This window comes from Klebsiella sp. WP4-W18-ESBL-05 (assembly GCF_014169075.1).
GTDB classification, from domain to species: Bacteria; Pseudomonadota; Gammaproteobacteria; order Enterobacterales; family Enterobacteriaceae; genus Kluyvera; species Kluyvera ascorbata_B.
The window spans coordinates 2,293,609-2,308,826 of sequence record NZ_AP022057.1 but is presented as its reverse complement, the minus strand read 5'-3'; the positions used below and the strand labels follow the sequence as shown (position 1 = coordinate 2,308,826).

General features: G+C 56.6%; 15 protein-coding genes. 5 read left to right on the top strand and 10 right to left on the bottom strand.

Features of this window, described 5'->3' with window-relative positions; genetic code table 11:
- The first annotated feature begins 71 nt into the window (after nucleotides 1-71).
- Both H7R58_RS11015 and H7R58_RS11010 read left to right on the top strand, forming a co-directional pair.
- The gene (locus tag H7R58_RS11015) at nucleotides 72-1,103 is read left to right on the top strand and encodes an IS630-like element ISEc33 family transposase (protein ID WP_001395480.1); all 1,032 of its coding nucleotides are present in this window, start codon (nucleotides 72-74) and stop codon (nucleotides 1,101-1,103) included.
- A gap of 175 nt (nucleotides 1,104-1,278) precedes the next feature.
- On the top strand, nucleotides 1,279-2,178 hold the full coding sequence (locus tag H7R58_RS11010) for a DMT family transporter (RefSeq protein WP_106929109.1): 900 nt from the start codon (nucleotides 1,279-1,281) through the stop codon (nucleotides 2,176-2,178).
- A 209-nt stretch (nucleotides 2,179-2,387) separates the two neighbouring features.
- On the opposite strand, the gene H7R58_RS11005 is transcribed toward H7R58_RS11010, so the two are convergent.
- The 6 genes from H7R58_RS11005 to H7R58_RS10980 form a co-directional block, all read right to left on the bottom strand.
- Nucleotides 2,388-3,056 (bottom strand): DUF3313 domain-containing protein, encoded by a 669-nt coding sequence (locus H7R58_RS11005; protein WP_106929111.1) that lies wholly within the window; start codon nucleotides 3,054-3,056, stop codon nucleotides 2,388-2,390.
- A gap of 146 nt (nucleotides 3,057-3,202) precedes the next feature.
- On the bottom strand, nucleotides 3,203-3,799 hold the full coding sequence (gene tehB, locus H7R58_RS11000; protein ID WP_106929113.1) for a tellurite resistance methyltransferase TehB: 597 nt from the start codon (nucleotides 3,797-3,799) through the stop codon (nucleotides 3,203-3,205).
- Nucleotides 3,799-4,800, bottom strand: coding sequence for a dicarboxylate transporter/tellurite-resistance protein TehA (tehA, locus tag H7R58_RS10995; protein WP_182928958.1), 1,002 nt, complete (start codon nucleotides 4,798-4,800; stop codon nucleotides 3,799-3,801). Before tehA ends, tehB begins: the two co-directional genes overlap by 1 nt.
- A gap of 58 nt (nucleotides 4,801-4,858) precedes the next feature.
- Nucleotides 4,859-5,488 (bottom strand): LysE family translocator, encoded by a 630-nt coding sequence (locus H7R58_RS10990; protein ID WP_182928271.1) that lies wholly within the window; start codon nucleotides 5,486-5,488, stop codon nucleotides 4,859-4,861.
- A gap of 46 nt (nucleotides 5,489-5,534) precedes the next feature.
- Nucleotides 5,535-6,164: a helix-turn-helix transcriptional regulator gene (locus tag H7R58_RS10985; protein WP_106929118.1), complete on the bottom strand. Its 630-nt coding sequence runs from the start codon at nucleotides 6,162-6,164 to the stop codon at nucleotides 5,535-5,537.
- Nucleotides 6,164-7,144, bottom strand: coding sequence for a threo-3-hydroxy-L-aspartate ammonia-lyase (locus H7R58_RS10980; RefSeq protein WP_182928959.1), 981 nt, complete (start codon nucleotides 7,142-7,144; stop codon nucleotides 6,164-6,166). Before H7R58_RS10980 ends, H7R58_RS10985 begins: the two co-directional genes overlap by 1 nt.
- 124 nt (nucleotides 7,145-7,268) lie before the next feature.
- Here H7R58_RS10980 and ydcK point away from each other — a divergent pair, with 124 nt between their 5' ends.
- On the top strand, nucleotides 7,269-8,249 hold the full coding sequence (ydcK, locus tag H7R58_RS10975) for a YdcK family protein (RefSeq protein WP_182928960.1): 981 nt from the start codon (nucleotides 7,269-7,271) through the stop codon (nucleotides 8,247-8,249).
- Here ydcK and rimL read toward each other — a convergent pair.
- The 4 genes from rimL to H7R58_RS10955 form a co-directional block, all read right to left on the bottom strand.
- Entirely contained in the window at nucleotides 8,244-8,795 is a 552-nt protein-coding gene (rimL, locus tag H7R58_RS10970) for a 50S ribosomal protein L7/L12-serine acetyltransferase (RefSeq protein ID WP_106929123.1), read from the bottom strand. The two genes, ydcK and rimL, sit on opposite strands and share 6 nt — an antisense overlap.
- A 59-nt stretch (nucleotides 8,796-8,854) precedes the next feature.
- A complete protein-coding gene (locus H7R58_RS10965) occupies nucleotides 8,855-10,510 on the bottom strand; it encodes a glucan biosynthesis protein D (RefSeq protein ID WP_106929124.1) in 1,656 nt (551 codons plus the stop codon).
- Between the two features lie 115 nt (nucleotides 10,511-10,625).
- Entirely contained in the window at nucleotides 10,626-12,131 is a 1,506-nt protein-coding gene (locus tag H7R58_RS10960; protein ID WP_106929126.1) for a carboxylesterase/lipase family protein, read from the bottom strand.
- Between the two features lie 44 nt (nucleotides 12,132-12,175).
- Nucleotides 12,176-13,519 carry a 2-oxoadipate dioxygenase/decarboxylase HglS gene (locus H7R58_RS10955; RefSeq protein WP_106929128.1) on the bottom strand — a complete coding sequence of 448 codons (1,344 nt, stop codon included), beginning with the start codon at nucleotides 13,517-13,519 and terminating at the stop codon, nucleotides 12,176-12,178.
- Between the two features lie 226 nt (nucleotides 13,520-13,745).
- Here H7R58_RS10955 and pcaH point away from each other — a divergent pair, with 226 nt between their 5' ends.
- Nucleotides 13,746-14,486 (top strand): protocatechuate 3,4-dioxygenase subunit beta, encoded by a 741-nt coding sequence (pcaH, locus tag H7R58_RS10950; protein WP_182928961.1) that lies wholly within the window; start codon nucleotides 13,746-13,748, stop codon nucleotides 14,484-14,486.
- Nucleotides 14,483-15,103: a protocatechuate 3,4-dioxygenase subunit alpha gene (gene pcaG, locus H7R58_RS10945; RefSeq protein ID WP_182928962.1), complete on the top strand. Its 621-nt coding sequence runs from the start codon at nucleotides 14,483-14,485 to the stop codon at nucleotides 15,101-15,103. Before pcaH ends, pcaG begins: the two co-directional genes overlap by 4 nt.
- The last annotated feature ends 115 nt before the right edge of the window (nucleotides 15,104-15,218 follow it).

Here is a 15,218-nt window from a genome sequence, read left to right as displayed (position 1 = left end):
AGGGAACTCAGCCCGGATTGTGCGATCTGATCAATCGCCAAACCAACCAAAATCACCAACCGGACTGAGCGATGCCGATCATAGTACCAATACCCCGTGGCGAACGACGCCTGATGCAGAAAGCTATTCATAAAACGCGTGATAAAAATCATGCCCGCAGACTCACGGCCATGCTGATGCTTCATCGGGGTGAACGGGTCAGCGATGTTGCCAGAACTCTCTGTTGTGCCCGTTCATCCGTTGGTCGCTGGATTAACTGGTTTACGCACTCAGGTATTGAAGGCCTGAAATCCTTACCCGCAGGGCGCTCCCGACGCTGGCCTTTTGAACATATCTGCACCCTGTTACGTGAGCTGATAAAGCATTCTCCCGGCGATTTTGGTTATCAACGTTCACGCTGGAGCACCGAATTACTGGCAATAAAAATCAATGAGATAACCGGTTGCCAGTTACATGCAGGAACCGTTCGCCGCTGGTTGCCATCTGCGGGGCTTGTATGGCGCAGGGCCGCGCCAACTCTGCGTATCCGTGACCCACATAAAGATGAAAAGATGGCGGTAATCCACAAAGCGCTGGATGAATGCAGCGCAGAGCATCCGGTATTTTATGAAGATGAAGTGGATATCCACCTTAATCCTAAAATCGGTGCGGACTGGCAGTTGCGCGGACAGCAGAAACGGGTAGTGACGCCGGGGCAGAACGAAAAATACTATCTGGCCGGCGCACTGCACAGTGGCACGGGTAAAGTCAGCTACGTGGGCGGCAACAGCAAAAGTTCAGCGCTGTTTATCGCTCTGCTGAAGCACCTGAAAGCCACTTACCGGCGGGCGAAAACAATCACGCTGATCGTTGATAACTACATTATCCATAAAAGCCGCGAAACACAGCGCTGGTTGAAAGCAAATCCCAAGTTCAGGGTAATTTACCAGCCGGTTTACTCGCCGTGGGTGAATCATGTGGAACGGCTATGGCAGGCACTTCATGACACGATAACCCGTAATCATCAGTGCCGCTCAATGTGGCAGTTACTGAAAAAGGTCCGCCATTTTATGGAAACCGCCAGCCCATTCCCCGGAGGAAAACATGGTCAGGCAAAAGTGTAGCGGTATTAGGCGCAGCTATTTAGTCTAGGGGCTGTCGCGGGTGGATGCTACTTTTCTGCGCCGCTATACGGCAAAAAACCGCAAGAATATGCAAGTCATCCGCAACCTTCTGCAAGCGGCGACGACACGCGTGCGGCAGACTGGATCTCTGTCGCGATAACCGTTGTGAGGAAAAATGAACGCGCTGCTCTATGCTTTAGTTGTCGTTATTTGGGGTACCACCTGGATTGCCATCTTTTTACAGCAGGGTCCGGTGCCCGAAGCCGTCTCTATTTTCTGGCGCTTCGCCATCGCCAGCACCACCATGCTGACCATTCTGCTGTGCCTGCGCCGCCTGCGGCCGCTAGCGCTGCGTGACCACCTGTTCTGCATGGTACAAGGCTGCTGCGTATTTGGTTTTAACTTCCTCTGTTTTTACACCGCCGCGAAATGGATCAATACCGGTCTGGAATCGGTTATTTTCTCGATGGCGGTTCTGTTTAACGCGATTAATAGCTTTATTTTCTTCCGCCAGACGCCGCCCAAACGCTTTTACGCGGCGGCGCTGTTGGGGTTGGCCGGGATTGTGACGCTCTTCTGGGACGATCTGCAGGCCGTGGGGATGAGCAGTACGTTGCTGGCCGGTATTCTCCTCAGCGCGCTGGGCACCTACGGTTTCTCACTGGGCAATATGCTCAGTCTGCGTCACCAGCGCCGCGGGCTGGAGACGCTCACCACTAACGCCTGGGCGATGCTCTACGGCACGATAGTCATTGGCCTTGTCGCCCTGCTGCGCGGCGATGATTTCACACCGCAGTGGACCCTCAGCTATATGGGCGCGCTGTTCTATCTGGCGCTGTTCGGCTCGGTCATTGCCTTCGGCGTCTATTTCACCCTGGTTGGCCGCATCGGCGCCAGCAATGCCGCCTACAGTACCCTGCTGTTTCCGCTGGTTGCGCTGACGCTGTCAACGGTCTACGAAGGATACCAATGGCACGCAAACGCCGTCGTCGGGCTGGTGCTGATTCTGCTGGGCAATCTGGTGATGTTCGCCAAACCGCTGGCCTGGCGTCTGCCGTTTCTCAGCCGCGCCTAGTCCTTCACGCAATGTGCTGTGGAAAATAAATCAACCGTGCCGTTCGAGAGTAAAAGTAATGACGCGATCATGCTGACGGCACGATATTTTCTCTGACAGGGAAAATAAGCGGCCACAAAATCGGAATAATGTATTCATCAAAAATATAATACCATCATAAATAAAGGGGCTACCTTATCGGTGCCCCTTTATTCATGATGGGATATTTTTTATTTCTGCGACGGATCGAATTTCACCGCATCAATCGCCATATCATCAATCACCTGTTTCAGCGTATCCAGCGTCAGCTTCGCATCTGAGTTCGACAGGTCTTTGCCTTCCCCTTTACGCACCACTTTGATAACCGGTTTGTTGGTGGCCGCATCAATCAGTTCGCCTTCAAAATACAGGTTGGTGTTCATGGTGCGATGGCCGGTGGCCGCCTGCGTACCGGCAACGACCATCGCAATCGGGATCACCTCGTAGAACTGCAGCCCTTCTTTGCTGGAGTCAACAGCAGTAATCGCACCGCGGAAAATCAGGCTATGCGGACCGGCGGTGGTCGCCAGCGGCTTGCGCTCGCTGATGGCTTTTTTCAGCTCGGTATTGGTATAGGCCAGAATGTCGTTCAGCGCTTTTTCACCCACCTGCGTGGTCGGTTTCGGCACCGGATAATAGGTAACAGGGTTATAAACAACGTTCGCGTAGTTGGCCGGTTTGTAGTCCGGAGAGATCCAACGCAGCTCGGTTTTCCCGGACGCCGTTGTCGTTTGTTTGAGGCCAGAATAATCTTTCAAAAAGCCGGAATACTGCTCGGGCGTGGTGGTCTTAGATGCACAACCGGCAAGAGCCAGAACGCCGACAAGAACCGCCGCTTTAAAAAACGTTTGAGTACGCATGAGATAATCCCTGAGAAATGCACAGATGCCAGTAAGTTATAGCAAAGGAATCAGGAGATTGTCGCGACAAAAATAGAGGAGACACGCAATATTAATAAAAAGAATTCACCATATAACGGGCTCTTCGCCCGTTATATAAATACTAATTATGATTTCTTACGCGCCAGCAGGGTGGCAAAGCGCAATTTAATTCGATTACCCTGCTCGTCCGTACGGTGAAGCTCGCCAACGTCTTCGTTATATTTCAGCAGATCCCACCCCGCATAATATGCCTTCAACTCGCCGGCCTTAAACGCGAACGGGAAACCCACCGTGCACGGAAAATCATCGGTATCCATCGCCGCAACGATCAGGTTATAGCCCCCTGCAACGGTGCAGCGCTGCATGTTGGCAATCAGACGCGGGATCGTCCCCGGCTCAAGGAACATCATCACCACGGTAGACAAAATAAAGTCGTACGCGCCGTCAAAGCTCAGCGTATTAAGGTCCTTGACCGCCGCCTGCAAAGAGGTCAGCCCTTCAGCCTCGCGAATCGACAACAGATTCTGGATGCTCATCGGGTTTTTATCCCACGCCGTTACGTCATAACCGTTCGCCGCCAGATAAAGACTGTTACGCCCGTTACCGCAGCCCAGATCGAGTGCCTTACCCGGCTTAACGATCGTCGCCGCATGCACGACATCGGAATGGGTACGGGTCAGGCCGTATTTTTCGGTGAAGTAGTTTTCATCACGCATGGTCATTAGTCATCCTTCGGTTTCATCAGTGTCGACGCGGCAGCTCGCGTCAAAAATTTACCCTGAAGCAGCAACAGCAGCGTTTTAATCAGCAGCAGGCCGATCACGATATTCGTGAAGATAAACAGCGGCAGCGCCAGGTAGTGGAAAAAGCCGGAGCTGCTGGCATGCCCGAGATGCAGCCCAGTAGAGGCCAGCGCGGAGATACCGAACGAGAAGCTCCAGAATGAGGCGTTAAACGCCTGGCGCAGATACCACGGCATCAAACGCAGCATAAACAGCAGCTGAAGCAGCCCATAGCCAAACAGCATTTTGGCGAACACGTCCGCGTGGCCGCCGTTGACGCTCAGCCATGCGTTACAGGCCACCAGCGCGGGGGCCAGCTGAATGCCGAGCGAAGTACGCAGCGGAATCGATAGCGCGCCGCCGCTACGCAGGCGCTGTACAATCGCGGGCTCCAGCGTTATCCAGGAAATCACCCCGGCCCCCAGGAACACCAGCCCGGCGTCGTTAAAGCCCAGAGCACCGCAGGCCATGGCGCTGATAAAGTTATTCGCCACCGTCGGCAGATACAGCCCCGGCGTGGTGGCGTCTGCCGGATGTTCGCCGCGCCACAGCCCGGCGGTTTGCCAGGCAGCATAGCTCAGTTGAAGCACAACCCCGATGATAAACAGCGCCAACGCCAGCGGCCGCAGCCACGGCGTTACGCCAATCGCGACCAGCATGGTGGTCGCCGGGAACAGGCTCACAAAGCTGCTGGCGATAGGATGGCGCATTTCCAGCCAGACGCTATACGGAAAGCGGACTGCGCGCACAATAAACGCCAGCGCCAGCAGCGCCCACATCACGATTGCCAGTATCACCAGCCCGTCGCCGATGGCGTGGCTCAGCGGCCAGATAGTGCTGGCGTAGCGCCAGGCGAATCCCATCCCGATGGTGCCGAGAACCATGCCAAAATAGCCGGCGGGCAAATTCAGCACCTGGCGTTCGTCGTTTTTATTATGCATTTTGTTTATTTATTCAAATTTATTTAAGTTGCATTTTAAATGATTCTTTAGCGCGGCGCTAGCGTGAAAAAGAAGTATAGATAAGCTTCACGCCCAGCAGCCCCAAAATGGTCGCCGAGACCCTGTCTACCGCCCCTTTCATACGCAGATAAACACGACGCGGCTTCTCCGCCGACAGCAGCAGCGCCACCAGCGCGTACCAACCGGCGTCAATAACAAAGCTCATCAAGGGGATCAGGTAATAAAACACGGTAGGAATATGCGCGGGCAGCAGCGCAGTGAAAATTGAGGCAAAAACAATAGCCGTTTTCGGGTTGCTGAGCTGGGTGAACAGCCCATCGCGAAACGCCTTCCACAGTGAAATAGAGACCGTTTCTCCCCCCACGGCAATCGCCATCGGCTGACGTGCGCCGCGAAAAATTTTAATACCTATCCAGATAAGATAAGCACCGCCCGCCAGCTTCAGGCCGATAAACAGTTCCGGTACCGCATTCAGCACCTTTTGCAGCCCCAGCATCGCCATCAGCGCAAACGTCGCGGCTCCTGCCCCGGTGCCCAGCGCGGTCACCAGGCCGTGGGCGCGGGAGTGCACGACGGCCGTTCGCGCCACGTAGATAAAGCTGGGGCCGGGGCTCATTACCCCCATAATCAGCACGGCAGCAATGGCAAGCAGACTCGATAACAGCATATTTTCTCCTGAAGATGGACGTTAGCTAAGGTAAACGGTCTTTCCGTTATACGGCATTTTTCTGTCTTGCATAGAGATAAGCGGTAGCGCGCGAGATCCCAAGATGTTGGGCCACGGTGTCCATCGATTTACGTACTTCCAGCAGCCCTTCCTGACCCAGGGCCTGTATCAGCGCTTTGCGGTCGTCAACGCTCAGCGCTCGTGCGGTGGTCGCCCTTGTTGCCGCATAGCGGTCGATATAACGACGGATAGCCTCCAGGCCAGCAGGCTCAAGGTGCTCGACCAGGGGCGCGCTGGCCACTGCGGTAAACTGAGATAACGCGCTTTGCATACCGCGAAACAGCGTCATATCAACGTTAAGGCACAGTGCTGCGACGTATTCGCCATTGGCGTCTTTAATACCGATGGAGGTGCTTTTTACCGGGCGGCCATCGGCAAACTGATTGGCGTAATTCGCCACAATTTGCGGAAATTCCGCCGATGCAATGCGCGCCAGCCCCATTTCCGTGGCCGGCTGCCCTACCGTTCTGCCGGATAAATTGTTGTGTATCGCCAGAATGGCGTGATCCGGGTGCGTAAGGTCGTGAACCACCACCTCACAAAAGGGTGACAACGTTGCGCTCACCCCTTTCGCGATGTTATCGAGCTGCCGGAGCAGCGTATTATCATCCTGCATCAACTTTCCCTTTCACCGGCCAGAAAACGGGCATAGCGGTGGATATCCACATTACCGCCGCTGATAATCACACCGACCTTTTTGCCCCGCAGCGAGGATTTTCTTGCCCGCGCCGCGGCAAAGCCGAGGCATCCGGTCGGCTCGACGACCATTTTCATACGCTCGGCAAAAAACGTCATCGCCGCGATCAGCTCATCATCACTCACGGTCAGAATATCCTCCACCGTATGCTGGATAATGGGAAACGTGTAGTGGCCCAGATGCTGAGTCTGTGCACCGTCGGCGATGGTTTTCGGCGTCTCAATGTGGACAATTTGACCGCTGCGCAGCGACTGCTGCCCATCATTGCCCGCCTCGGGCTCAACGCCGTAGATAGCGCACCGCGGCGAAAGATGCCGCGCGGCCAGCGCCGAACCCGACAGCAAACCGCCGCCGCCCAGGCACACAAACAGCGCGTCCAGCGGCCCCACGTCCTCAATCAGCTCTTTCGCCGCCGTGCCCTGACCGGCGATCACCTGCGGATGATCGTAAGGCGGAATCAGCGTCAGCCCCTCTTTTTGCGCCAGCTCACGGCCAATCTGCTCCCGGTCTTCGGTATAGCGATCGTAGGTCACAACGCGGCCACCGTAACCTTTAGTGGCCGCCACCTTGGCCGCCGGGGCATCGAGCGGCATGATGATCGTTGCCGGAATCGACAGCAGCTTAGCCGCCAGCGCCACCGCCTGCGCATGGTTGCCAGAGGAAAAAGCCACGACGCCAGCGGCGCGCTGCTCGGGCGTAAACTGCAACAGCGCGTTCATCGCGCCGCGAAACTTAAACGCCCCCATACGCTGAAAATTCTCGCACTTGAAATACACTTCGGCACCAAAATCAGCGTTGGCGGTGCGCGAGGTCATCACCGGCGTACGGTGAGCATAGTGGGCAATACGTTCCGCCGCGGCGGCGACATCGCCATAGTCTGGTAATTTTCGTTCTGTCATTTTTTCACCACTAATACATTTAGTATTAATTAATATTTTTTGTATTATTCGTTATACGCCTCATCCCCGCTTATGCCCAGCGTAATTTGCTACATTTAAGGTATCCGCCAGGTCAGAGGCCACCATGAAAAAGTACCGTCTCAGTGAGAATTCCCGTCGCGTGCAAATTGGCGAGCCTGGTGCTCGGGAGAGCGTACAGGTGTGGCAAATCATTGCCCTGCGTGATTTTGCCGATGTCGCCGCCGGCAGCCTGGGGGGGTGGATTGCGGATGAGCAGGCGTTAAGTCACGAAGGCGATTGCTGGATTTACGATGAAAATAGCCTCGTTTATGCGGGCGCAACCGTCGCCGGCAACGCGCGGCTGACGCAGATCTGCGAAGTCAGCCATCAGGCAGCCATTGGCGGCAACGCACGGGTATGTGCCAGTCGTATCAGCCACGGCGCGCGGCTGAGCGAGAACGTCATCGTTAAAGGGGCCAGGGTTCACGGCCACTGCCATCTGTTTGGCAGTGCCTACATAGGCGAACAGTGCCAGATTGTCGGCGCGAAGGGCCTGACCGCTGACAGCGATCTGCCGCTGCAAATCTACGATCGCGCCCGTTTAACCGACTGCCGGGTTGTGCACCAGGCGCAAATCTACGGTGATGCGTCGCTGTGTCACGCCTTTATCGAACACCGGGCAGAGATCTATGACCGCGCACGGTTAGAGGGCAATGAGGCGAACAACATCTGGGTGTGCGACTGCGCCAGGGTTTACGGCAACGCGCGTATCATCGCCGGACACGGTGAGGATGCGATCCCCACTCTTCGCTACAGTGCGCAGGTGGCAGAAAACGCGGTCATCGAGGGCAACTGCGTGCTGAAGCATCATGTCAGGGTCGGCGGAAATGCCCGGCTCCGCGGCGGGCCGATTCTGCTGGACGATCACGTCGTGATTCAGGGCGACGCGCGTATCGAGGGCGATGTGCTGATCGAGTATCACATTGATATTGGCGACAGCGTGGTGGTAGAAGCGCTGCCGGGTGAGGCCATCCACCTGCGCGGGCGTAAAGCGATTAGCGGCGCGCAGCGTATCACCCGCACCCCGCTGTTCGGTGCGCTATAAATCAGACTGTTCGATAATTCGCGCGTAGAGGTTTTGATCGTAGAAGACATCGTTAAGAAACTCGGCCTGACGTAAACATCCTTCCAGCTGGAAACCGTTACGCTGTGCCACCTGATTGCTGCGCAGATTATCAACCCGGCATTTGATCACGAAGCGGCGGATTTCGCCGCGGTCCACGTAATAGCGAATAAACGCCTGTAACGACGCCGACAGAATCCCCTTACCCTGCGCGGCTTCATCGAGCCAGTAGCCGATATACCCGGTCTTATTCGACGGTTCAATCTGGTTAAATGACAGCACGCCCGCCATTTTGCCGTCGACAAAAATCAGAAACATTTTCGCGATGCCGCGCTGGTGCAGCATCATATTGCCCTGCACGTTCTGGCGGGTGTCCTGCTCGCTGTTCACAAACTGCGGCCAGTTCAGCGTCTGCTGCAGCCAGTCACGGTTGCGCAGCACCATCTGGTGAAGATCGGTAATATGGCCTTCATTAACGGCCTGAAGGGTGATGGCGTCCGATACCACGATCGTTTCAACGCGGGTCATGTTAGGTTCTCACTCGGGAAGAAAACCCGGCCAGGCAAAGCTCGGCCGGGCCAGGGGCGTTATTTCATAATGCGGTCGTCAACGTACTGACGCTTATCTGGCGCTGGCGGGAAGTACTGATACAGCCAGGTTTCGCTGATCGCTTCGCCGCGGCAGCGCAGGAACAGGCGCATATCCACCGGTTCGGTTGAATCGGAAGTCGGGTACCAGTCGAACAGAATCCGGTAACCGTCAAACGGTTCTACGTACAGGATTTCAACCTGTTTCGCCTCACCGCTGGACAGCGTGATCACCGGTTCAATCCCCTTCGGCGCGGCGGCTTTCAAATCACCGCCGACGAAATCAATGGCGAAACGACGGGACCATTTGTCCGGGTAGTGTTCCCCCGGCGCCCAACCTTCCGGGAAGCTGCCCATCCCGGTACGCGTGGCCAGCACGCGCGCCAGCGGCGAACGAACCGGCGGCATCGCGCTCCAGTACAGGCGATAGCTAAAGTTGAGCTGGTCGCCCGCCTTCATCGGCTTTTCCGGCTGCCAGAAGCAGACGATGTTATCCAGCGTTTCGCCGGTAGTCGGAATTTCCATCAGACTGACGGCCCCTTTTCCCCACTGATTGCGTGGCTCAACCCACAGACTCGGGCGTTTGTTGTACCAGCCCATGACATCCTGATAGTGGGTAAAGTCGCGATCCAGCTGCAGCAGACCAAAACCTTTCGGGTTTTTGTCCTGATAGGCGTTGAACTGCAGCTTCTGTGGGTTATTCAACGGACGGCAGATCCACTCGCCGTTGCCCAACCACATCGCCAGACGGTCAGAGTCATGAATCTGTGGGTGGATGGTGTCACAGACGCGGCGCTCGTTATTACCGCAGCTGAACATACTGGTCATCGGCGCGATACCTAACTGTTTGATATCTTTTCGCGCATAGAGGTGGTTTTCCACGTCCATGATCACCTGCGCCTTCTCGCAGTGCACGACGAATTTATACGCGCCGGTGATGCTGGCGCTGTCGAGCAGCGCATAGACGGTGAAGGTGGTATCGCCCGGTTTCGCGGTTTCAAACCAGAAGGAGGTAAAGTCAGGGAACTCTTCCAGCGAATCCGTGTAGGTGTCGATTGCCAGACCACGCGCGGAAAGACCGTACTGATAGGTGCTGTCTACGGCGCGGAAATAGCTTGCCCCCAGGAAAGCGACGATATCGCGGCGCGCCAGCTCCGGCGCTTTAAACACGCGGAACCCGGCAAAGCCGAGATCGGTTTGCCCTTCCAGCTGTTTCGTGTCGACACCGGCGTCGTGATACTGGAACAGCTCAGGGCGGAAATGAATTTCACGCGCCTGCTGGCTGGCCGGATCGAGTGAGAACATGCGCACGCGACGACGGAAACCCATTCCGACGTGGAAGAACTGGATATCCAGCTGGCGATCGTTGACGTTATTCCACAGAGAGTGCTGCGCATCGTACTGAATGCTGTTGTAAGCCTGCGGCGTCAGGTTGGCCAGGGTTTCCGGCAGCGCGCGCGGCGCGCCAACCCAGGGCTGACGGGAAAGATCGTGGGCCATCGATTGCAGCACGCCGAAATCAAAGCGACGCGTCTGGCCGTCGGCAATATCGGACTCCTGCGCCAGCGCGGCCTGAGAGAAAAGCGATGCAAAACCGGAAGTACCGCACACGGCGGCAACAGCCATTGAAGATTTGAGAAAGTGTCTGCGGTTCATGCCTGGCAAAGCGTCCTTTTTATCATCGGAATGCAGCAAAAAAATGCGCGTGTTAACTGCCGCCCACTCTAGACAAAATTCACTGATAATCCAATTGGTCAGGCAATAAAATCTGCTAATCCAGGTTCACATGGTGTTTCATTACGCGTTTGAACAGCGCCAGTCGCGCGCGCATAAAGCGGTTTTCAACGCGAAATCCGGCGCGCTTATGCAGCCCAATGCGCAACAGGCGATCCCGGCCGCGCACCGCTGCAGGCCAACGTACCGGCCCCGCCAGCACAACGTGCGCGGCGCTGGCTTCACGCGCGAAGCGTACCCAGTAGTCGGCAACCTGCGCGGCGAAGGCCAGATCGTCTTGCGTGGCATAGTCACAGGAGGGGGAAATGTGCCCTAACGTATCAAACACGTAAGGCACCTCGTTACCATGCCAGGCGCCGTGGGGATAAGTGGCGTGTTCAGCCTCGGCAACATAGTCAAACCAGTAGCGCCAGCACGGTTGATTAATCCGCTGCTGCGCCTGCATCACAACGTAACCCAGGGTGGTAAAGGCCATGTCGCGGCACACCTCACGGCCTAGCGCTTCATCCGCCTTCACGCCCGGATACAGTAGCCGAATCAATCCCAGCCCCAGGCGGCGCTCGCGGCGTAGTTTTTGGATTTCACCGGCAAGATCGACGCCGAACACCGCCATAACGCTGGCTTCATCGCTATTGGAGCCAACCAGCACCGGCATCGCGTGCTGTTTACCGGCGAAGAACACGTCAAGCATCGGCTGCGGCAGCACCGCATCGCCCGCAATGGGCGCGGGGCCGGTGGTATGCGGCGCGGCCAGCGGCCAGAACGCCTCGGCGGGAATTTCACGCAGTCTGTCGGCGGACGCATTGGCGAGATTAAAATGTTCCGCCAGCCTTTCACCGCGAGCCAATGCGGCTTCACGCGGCACATCCGGCAACGTGTAGCCGCTCTGAATGATGGCTTTATGGAAGAGCCCTTCAGCTTTGGGTGAGGTCATCAGCGATAGCACGCTGCGGGCGCCAGCGGATTCGCCGAATAACGTGACGTTGTCACCGTCACCGCCGAACGCGGCGATATTCTCCTGTACCCAGCGCAGCGCGGCGATTTGATCGAGCAGGCCAAAATTATACAGCCGCTCGCCGTCTTCGCCTTCCAGCGCCGGATGCGCAAAAAAGCCCAGATGCCCAAGCCGGTAATTCAGGGTCACCACCACCGCGCCGCGTCTGGACAGCGCTTTACCGTCGTATGGCGGCAGCCCGCCAGAACCGATGGTAAATCCGCCGCCGTGCAGCCAGACCATCACCGGCAGCGGGCCGGAACGTTCTACGGGTGCCCAAACGTTGAGATAGAGACAATCTTCCGAGAAACGCCCCGGATCGCCGCCCCCCAGCTCCTGGCAGTATTCCCCATTTTGCCAGCTGGCGGCAGAAAAAGTCTCGGCCGGGCGAACGCCCTGCCACGGCGCAACCGGCCGGGGCGCTCGCCAGCGAAGCGCCCCCACGGGCGGCGCGGCATAGGGAATACCGCACCACACATGAATATCGTCATCCACTCGTCCTGATAGCCATCCTTGACGGGTCTCTACGCGCGTTGCGGCATTCTGCATCGGTGTTCATCCTTTTTATATTATTCCTTTGCAGATTAACCGTTTCAGAGCAAACCGCAACGCCGTTTGCTGCGCATCTCCGCCTCTTCGTACAGGCTGAACTCGTTAAGTACCGGCCTTCCCAGCGCCGTTTCAAAGGCGCCGCGGCTGGCGTTGCCATGGCTGTGCGTCTGCGATTCACCGCCGAGATTGGACTGGAAAATACCGGCGGCGCTGACCGGCAGAAAATCTTCATAGGTGATGGGCTGTGCGATAACCCAGCCGCGTTCAATAAACGGCTGCGGATCGTCGCCGGGACGAATGGCCTGGCGATGCGCATCGCCGCTGGGGGTCAGACGATAGCGGAACCAGGCCAGCCCCTGCTGGCGCAGCAGAAATTCGCTGTCCGGGAACGCTTTGAATACGGCCTGTAGATGCTGCTGATGGCTAAGGTTGTCTTTTCCCACACCCGCCTCGCTCAACAGCCGGTCGTACAATGCCCGTCCCTTAGGTGTCAGCGCCACGCCGCGTTGCTCTATTTCCCCAAAGCGCGCCGTGTGCGTGCCGCTGGCGTCACCGGCGAAGGAAACGGGTTCTTCCAGGGCTTTAAAGCTGGTCTGGCGCAGCAGCAGCGGCACCGCGCGACGCGGCGGCCCTTCGATCACCGCTTTCGGTTCGATGCCGTATTTCGCCATCAGCGACTGTACCTGGTCAATATCCAGGGTACGCGGCGTCAGATGGTTAATATGACAGCCGGGAAAACACACCACATCGGCAATCAGCCGATGCTGTTGATGCAGCGCCTGATACGTTTCTTTATCGACCGTCGTGTGGTGATGCCAGCGAAAGGTTTCCAGCGCTTCACGGACAAATTCCTGCCCCTGTGCCGGGGTCAAGCCACCCTGCTCGTCGTGAAGGGCCATCAGCGCCCGACAGCGCGGCGTGAAGATATCGCGTCGGGCAAGAATACGCGCCGCTTTGTCACGCAGCGCCGGGTCGTCAATCAACTCCAAACGCAGCAGCGAGGTAAAAATACGAAAAGGATTACGCTGGAGCGCCGCGTCATCAACCGGACGAAAAGCGGTGGAGTGCACCGGCACGCCCGCCACGGAAAGATCGTAATACCCCACCGGGTACATCCCCATGATGGCAAACATGCGGCACAGCGTCGCCAGCTCTTGCGCCGTTCCCACCCTGATAGCCCCGTGACGCTCCACGTTCAGGCGCGCCAGTTCATCGGCGTTGGCCAGCTGTTCATGTAAGCGCGGATTATTTTCCAGCACCGCCAGATTTACGTCAGCAACAAGCGCTAACAAAGTGCCATATTGCGGGACTTCCTGCTGGTACATTGCCGACATTGCTTGCGAAAAATCTTCCCGAATATCATCTGCTGAAAGGGTATGCGCCATGTTATCTCGCCTCCTGTGACTCTATTTGCAGTGTAGGTAAGCGCATAACGCCGTGCGGTAAGAATTTACAAAGTGTGATCCCGGCGACTGCATAAATTCCACCGTTAACTCTGGCGTTGCCATAACCAGAGGTTATTTAAAACACACCTTAAATTCACTATTAATTAACAATGCATTTACACACACTGAGTGCGGCAATAATAAAATACCCTACACGGAGCCACCTATGAGCACAAAATGGTCACCGCAAGAAGTGATTCATCGTGATTACAACAATCACCCGCCGGCCTATGCGCCAGGCTATAAAACCAGCGTATTGCGTTCACCGCGTAACGCGCTTATTTCCCTGCAAAATTCGCTGTCAGAAATCACCGGCCCGGTCTTTTCTCAGCAGGATATAGGCCCGCTGGATAACGACCTGATCCTCAACTACGCCAAAGATGGCTTGCCGATCGGCGAGCGTATTATCGTGCACGGCTATGTCCGCGACGGCTTTGGTCGCCCGCTGAAAAATACGCTGGTTGAAGTGTGGCAGGCCAACGCCGGCGGACGCTATCGGCATAAGAAAGATCAGTATCTGGCGCCGATTGATCCAAATTTTGGCGGCTGCGGGCGCGTGTTGACCGATGAAAATGGCTACTACTTCTTCCGCACCATCAAGCCGGGCCCGTACCCGTGGCGTAATCAGGTCAGCGACTGGCGTCCTTCACATATTCACTTTTCGATCTTCGGCGAGGCGTTCGCCCAGCGACTGATCACGCAGATGTACTTTGAAGGCGACCCGCTCATCAAGCAGTGCCCCATCGTCAAAACCATTAACAACGATGACGCCGTCCGCACGCTGATTGCTGAACTTGATACCCATGCCGCCGTGCCGCTCGACTGCCTGGCGTACCGTTTTGATCTGGTGCTACGCGGCCAGCGCGCCACGCTGTTTGAGAATCGTACCCAGGGGGCTGCACGATGAAAGACTATTTACCGGAAACCGCTTCACAAACCGCCGGGCCATACGTTCATATTGGCCTTGCGCCGGACGCTGCCGGCTTTCATATTTTCGAGAAAAACTTTGGTCCCACGCTGACCAACAGCCACACGCCGGGCGAACGCATTGCCATTGAAGGACGCGTCTTCGACGGCTCAGGCACCCCGGTGCGCGACGTGCTGATTGAGATCTGGCAGGCCAACGCCGACGGGCGTTATAACCATGTCGCCGACCATCAGGAAGGCAAAGCGCTGGACGCCGATTTTCGCGGCTGGGGCCGCGCCTGCTCCAATTTTGACAGCGGCGTCTGGCGTTTTGACACCATCAAGCCGGGTCAGGCGGTCGGTCGCGATGGGCGCATGATGGCACCGCACGTCAATCTGTGGATCGTGGCGCGCGGCATTAACATTGGCCTGAATACGCGCATGTACTTCTCTGACGAACAAGAAGCGAACGCCAGCGATCCGGTGCTCAACCTGATCGAATGGGAGGTTCGCCGTCAGACCTTGATTGGCCGAAAAGAGATCCGTGGCAACGAAACGGTCTATCACTTTGATATTTATCTGCAGGGTGAAAAAGAAACCGTCTTCTTTGACGTCTGATGGCGGCCCCTTCGCCGCGATTGCGCGCGGGTGAGCAATAGGCCGACACGATCGCACCCGGCGAGGATCGCCACGCCGGGTTTCCTTTCTTCCTGCAACAAAACGCTTGTCTGTT

What these genes read in the sequence shown, in the direction of transcription:
- H7R58_RS11015 (WP_001395480.1), top strand. Translation starts at nt 72, where the DNA reads ATGCCGATCATAGTACCAATACCCCGTGGCGAACGACGCCTGATGCAG.
- H7R58_RS11010 (WP_106929109.1), top strand. Translation starts at nt 1,279, where the DNA reads ATGAACGCGCTGCTCTATGCTTTAGTTGTCGTTATTTGGGGTACCACC.
- H7R58_RS11005 (WP_106929111.1), bottom strand. Translation starts at nt 3,056, where the DNA reads ATGCGTACTCAAACGTTTTTTAAAGCGGCGGTTCTTGTCGGCGTTCTG.
- tehB (WP_106929113.1), bottom strand. Translation starts at nt 3,799, where the DNA reads ATGACCATGCGTGATGAAAACTACTTCACCGAAAAATACGGCCTGACC.
- tehA (WP_182928958.1), bottom strand. Translation starts at nt 4,800, where the DNA reads ATGCATAATAAAAACGACGAACGCCAGGTGCTGAATTTGCCCGCCGGC.
- H7R58_RS10990 (WP_182928271.1), bottom strand. Translation starts at nt 5,488, where the DNA reads ATGCTGTTATCGAGTCTGCTTGCCATTGCTGCCGTGCTGATTATGGGG.
- H7R58_RS10985 (WP_106929118.1), bottom strand. Translation starts at nt 6,164, where the DNA reads ATGCAGGATGATAATACGCTGCTCCGGCAGCTCGATAACATCGCGAAA.
- H7R58_RS10980 (WP_182928959.1), bottom strand. Translation starts at nt 7,144, where the DNA reads ATGACAGAACGAAAATTACCAGACTATGGCGATGTCGCCGCCGCGGCG.
- ydcK (WP_182928960.1), top strand. Translation starts at nt 7,269, where the DNA reads ATGAAAAAGTACCGTCTCAGTGAGAATTCCCGTCGCGTGCAAATTGGC.
- rimL (WP_106929123.1), bottom strand. Translation starts at nt 8,795, where the DNA reads ATGACCCGCGTTGAAACGATCGTGGTATCGGACGCCATCACCCTTCAG.
- H7R58_RS10965 (WP_106929124.1), bottom strand. Translation starts at nt 10,510, where the DNA reads ATGAACCGCAGACACTTTCTCAAATCTTCAATGGCTGTTGCCGCCGTG.
- H7R58_RS10960 (WP_106929126.1), bottom strand. Translation starts at nt 12,131, where the DNA reads ATGCAGAATGCCGCAACGCGCGTAGAGACCCGTCAAGGATGGCTATCA.
- H7R58_RS10955 (WP_106929128.1), bottom strand. Translation starts at nt 13,519, where the DNA reads ATGGCGCATACCCTTTCAGCAGATGATATTCGGGAAGATTTTTCGCAA.
- pcaH (WP_182928961.1), top strand. Translation starts at nt 13,746, where the DNA reads ATGAGCACAAAATGGTCACCGCAAGAAGTGATTCATCGTGATTACAAC.
- pcaG (WP_182928962.1), top strand. Translation starts at nt 14,483, where the DNA reads ATGAAAGACTATTTACCGGAAACCGCTTCACAAACCGCCGGGCCATAC.